This is a genomic window from Mesorhizobium sp. M5C.F.Ca.IN.020.32.2.1 (assembly GCF_004023105.1).
In the GTDB taxonomy this organism is placed as follows: Bacteria; Pseudomonadota; Alphaproteobacteria; order Rhizobiales; family Rhizobiaceae; genus Mesorhizobium; species Mesorhizobium wenxiniae.
Genome location: NZ_RZSX01000590.1, coordinates 1 through 4,134 on the forward strand (window position 1 = coordinate 1; position 4,134 = coordinate 4,134).

Consider the following 4,134-nt stretch of genomic DNA (forward strand, 5'->3'; position numbering starts at 1 on the left):
GCATCGCCGCGACTGCGGTCGCTTCGACCTATCTCGGTGCCGCGACGCGGCTCGATCTCACGACGCGCCAGGGCGCCAAGGTGACGGTCTCGGTGCCGAACGAGGTCGCAGCGTCGGCACTCAGCAAGGGCAATTCCGTGTGGCTGACATGGCCGGCGGAAAAAGGTTTCCTCCTTCCGGACGGAGGACAATGACGATTGGCGTGGCGAAGCTGAATTCGCCAAGCTGACTTTCGGGAAGTATCAACGACAAAAAAGGGGAACTGACATGACAAACAATTCAAAGATGAGCGAAACCAAGAAACACTCTATCGAGACGCTGTCCGCCAGGACGGCGCGCGGTGAGATCTCGCGCCGGCAGTTCACGCAGCTGGCCGCACTCGTGCTGGCCGGCACGCCGATCCTGCTGCGCTCGACCGGCGCGTTCGCGCAAGCCAAGGAACTGGTGCTGGTCAATTGGGGCGGCGACGCCATCACCGCCTATGATGCGGCCTATGGCCAGGCCTTCACCAAGGAGACCGGCATCACCGTCAAGATGGATGGCTCCGGCCCCACAGAAGGCGCGATCGCGGCGCAGTTCAAGAGCGGCGCCCCGACCTGGGACCTGGTCGACGTCGACCCGTTCTCGGCCATCACCCTCGGCGCCCAAGGCATGCTCGAGCCGATCGACTATTCGATCGTCGACAAGAAGAAGATGCGCGAGGGCTTCGGCTGGGAGCACGCCGCCTCGACCTATTTCTTCTCCTATGTCATCGCCTATGATTCCGAGAAATTCGGCAGCCAGGCACCGACCGGGATGGCCGATTTCTTCGACGTGACGAAATTCCCCGGCAAGCGCTCGCTCTACAAATGGGGCGTGTCGAGCTGGGAAGCGGCACTGCTCGCCGACGGCGTCGCGCCTGCCTCGCTCTACCCGCTCGATCTCAAGCGCGCGCATGACAAGATCGCCGCCTTCAAGGAAAACGTCGTGGCCTATTGGGGCGGCGGCGCCGAAAGCCAGAGCGTGCTGCTCGATGGCGAGGCTTCGATGGCGATCGTCTGGTCGACTCGGGCGTCGCTGATCGAGCAGGATTCCGGCGGCAAGATCAAATTCATCTGGGACCAGGGCCTGATCTCGCCCGGCGCGCTCGCGGTGCTCAAGGGCAATCCCGGCGGCAAGGACGCGGCGATGAAGTTCATCGCCAGCGCCCAGGATCCGGAAAAGCAGCTCATTATGTTCGACAAGCTCGGCCAGGGTCCGGCCAACCCGGCCGCCGACGCGCTGATCCCCGCCGACAAGAAGCGCATCAACCCGGTCGACCCGGAAAACATGAAGAAGCAGATCGCGCTCGACATGGAGTGGTACGCCAAGAACTACGGGGCCGCACTCGACGAATACACGAAGATCATCTCCGCCTGATAGGACCGGGATAACCGGGGCCGAAATGAAAGCATATCTCCCCGACAGGATGGGCGCGGCGCTGTTGATGGCGCCGCTGCTCCTGTTCCTTGGCGCCGCCTATGCCTGGCCATTTTTCGGCGTCGTCAATTGGAGCTTCACGCTGCCAGAGCCGGGGCTCGGGCAGTATGGCACGCTGCTTAGCGACCCGCTGGTTCAGTCGGTGTTTGTCCGCACGCTGCGCATCGCTGCGATCGTCACGATTGTTTCGGTTGCCGCTGCCTATGCCATCACCGTGGTCTGGGTGCGCGGCACGCCGGCGCAGCGCGTAATCGCCGAATTCTGCATCCTGGTGCCGTTCTGGATCTCGGTGCTGACGCGCGCTTTCGGCTGGGTGGCGCTGCTTTCCAATCGCGGCCTGTTCAATACCTGGCTGCAGGCGATCGGCTTCATCTCAGAACCGCTGACGCTGGTACGCAACGAATTCGGCGTCATCGTCGGCATGACGCATTTCCTTATCCCCTTCGCCGTGTTTCCACTGGCGTCGTCGATGCGCAGCCTTGACGACCGCGTCCTGCTGGCGGCGCGCGGGCTCGGCTCCAGCCGTATGCGCACCTTCTGGTCGGTGTTCGTGCCCATGACCCGCTCCGGCATCATCGGCTCGGCGCTAATCGTCTTCGTGTTTTCGCTGGGCTTCTTCGTGACGCCGGCGATCCTCGGCGGCGGCCGCAGCGTGATGGTCGCCGAGCTAATCTATCTCCGCATCTTCCAGAGCCCGGACTGGGGCCTGGGGGCGGCGATCAGCGTCGTACTGGTGCTGTTCGTCGGCGCGCTGATGGCGCTGGTGTTCCGCTATGTCAGACCGAAGCAGCTGATCTGATGCCGACCTACCGCCCCGGCCTCGTCTCGCTGGTCCTCGCCGCCCTGGTTGCGCTATTTCTGCTGTTGCCGCTGCTTGCCGTCATCCCGGTGTCGCTGACGCCGACCCGCATGCTTGCAATGCCGTCAGGCGAATTGTCGCTGCGCCATTACCGGGCGCTGATCGAGGATCCGCGCTGGATCAACTCGATCCTGCTCTCGATCAGAATCGGCGTCGTCAGCAGCGCCTTTTCCACCGTGCTGGCGCTGTGCTTCAGCCTCGGCGTGTGGATGTTCCAGCCGCGCTTTACCGCTGCACTCGTCGGGTTCGTGCTGCTGCCGATGGTGGTGCCGCCTGTGGTCTCGGCGATCACGCTCTACTTCCTGCTGACCTCGATCTCCGGCGTCAGCTCGTTCTTCGGCTATGACACCTGGCTCGGTGTCGCCATGGCGCATGCGGTGATGACGGTGCCCTTCGCCACAGTGCTGATCCTGGTGTCGCTCAGCCAGCTCGACCGGCGCATCGATCTTGCCGCGCGCGGCCTCGGCGCCACCGTGTGGGAGCGCGCCACCCGCATCATCATGCCCAACATCAAATTCGGCATCGTCACCGCAGCCCTCCTGTCCTTCGTGCTGTCCTGGGAAGAGATCGGCGTCACCCTGTTCATCACCTCGGTCAACGCCATCACGCTGCCCAGGCTGATGTGGATGGGCCTGCGCGACAACATCGACCCGGCGATCGCCGCCCTTTCGGTGATCCTGATCATCATCACGGTGCTGGTGCTGGCGGCGCGCAGTGTTGTGGTCAGGCTGCGCCGGCCGACTTAGGATATAAGGTCTGGCTGCAGACGCGAATGGCCGCACCACGTTGCCGCTAAGTGATGGACCTCCGGTGAGGATCGGTCACCGGAAAGAACCCAAGGGGTTGCAGCCGGTCGATGAGAGCCTCGGTGCCATTCTCCTTTGCGAAGGCCAGTTCACTATCGGTGATCCCTGTAAAGGTCAGGAGATCGACCTGCCCTGAAGGCAATTGGAAGCCCGTCGGCAAAGAGGCGGGGCGCGAAAGGATCACATTTCTGATGAGGCAGTTTTCCTTTCCGTTGATCGGCGAGCGGATTGGAATGCGATCGCCCTCGGTCAATGGCTGACCGCCCGGGAAATGGCCCACGTCGAGCAGTAGGTCGAAAGCCAGCAGGTTTTGCAGGCATTGGGTTGCCCAATCGCCGCGCTCCGCGGATGCAAAAATGAACTCGATGCCAGCCCCTGATTGAGAGGCAGGATCGTAGCCGTCGCTTTCCTCGTGCCACGAATTTGAGTGACCCGAAGTGACGTAGAGCCAGAACGGCCTTTGTGGCGTCGGTGCGAACTCAAATACGCCGTAAAACGGCCAGGTGGGATCGATCTCTTTGACACCGAACCTTTGCGCAAACAACTCAGACGAAAGCGTAAAAGATGCCGCGTTGCTCTCCGCCGAAGAGGGTTGGATAGATTTTCTCTTCCCGGATCCGCCAAACTTCCTCCAGGTCCATGGACGCCCCCGAACTTGCCTGGTGAGTCCAGGTTGGCGAAGCTTGTCAGAACTTATGGAACGAAAATAGTCCTGGAACATGTTTGGCGAGCCCGGCAAGATTCGATTGCAGTCGACGATGGCGCCCGGGCACTCGGTCGGACAACTGGCCGAGCCATATCAACGCGTCACTCTATCCCATCGCGTGGCGGATTGTCTTGGACAGACGGCTAAGGAATGCCGGTCTAGACGATGCGTCGAGCTTCCACGACAGCACCGCCGTCGCCATTTTCCGTGGCAACACCCCGACTGACAGGAACCAGGCGGCAAGGACGGCGCGCCGCCGCAGGGACGCGGTCATTTCGACGCTGGCGACGGCGCCCGCCGCCCCG

At 62.5% G+C, this 4,134-nt stretch carries 5 protein-coding genes and 1 pseudogene; 4 read left to right on the top strand and 2 right to left on the bottom strand.

Annotation, left to right across the window (positions count from 1 at the left end; all coding sequences use genetic code 11):
• From EOA86_RS24900 to EOA86_RS24915, 4 genes are all read left to right on the top strand, one after another.
• The coding region (locus EOA86_RS24900) for a TOBE domain-containing protein (protein ID WP_128344098.1) at positions 1-194 on the top strand (194 nt) is incomplete at its 5' end.
• Positions 195-285: 91 nt separating this feature from the next.
• Entirely contained in the window at positions 286-1,398 is a 1,113-nt protein-coding gene (locus tag EOA86_RS24905; protein WP_128344104.1) for an ABC transporter substrate-binding protein, read from the top strand.
• Positions 1,399-1,423: 25 nt separating this feature from the next.
• A complete protein-coding gene (locus EOA86_RS24910; RefSeq protein ID WP_128344099.1) occupies positions 1,424-2,257 on the top strand; it encodes an ABC transporter permease in 834 nt (277 codons plus the stop codon).
• A complete protein-coding gene (locus EOA86_RS24915; RefSeq protein WP_128344101.1) occupies positions 2,257-3,063 on the top strand; it encodes an ABC transporter permease in 807 nt (268 codons plus the stop codon). The genes EOA86_RS24910 and EOA86_RS24915 overlap by 1 nt, the downstream gene beginning before the upstream one ends.
• Positions 3,064-3,109: 46 nt before the next feature.
• On the opposite strand, the gene EOA86_RS24920 is transcribed toward EOA86_RS24915, so the two are convergent.
• Together EOA86_RS24920 and EOA86_RS40600 are read right to left on the bottom strand one after the other, a co-directional pair.
• On the bottom strand, positions 3,110-3,667 hold the full coding sequence (locus EOA86_RS24920) for a suppressor of fused domain protein (protein WP_206630124.1): 558 nt from the start codon (positions 3,665-3,667) through the stop codon (positions 3,110-3,112).
• A gap of 268 nt (positions 3,668-3,935) precedes the next feature.
• A pseudogene (locus EOA86_RS40600) lies at positions 3,936-4,134 on the bottom strand (glycosyltransferase family 2 protein); the annotation flags it as partial.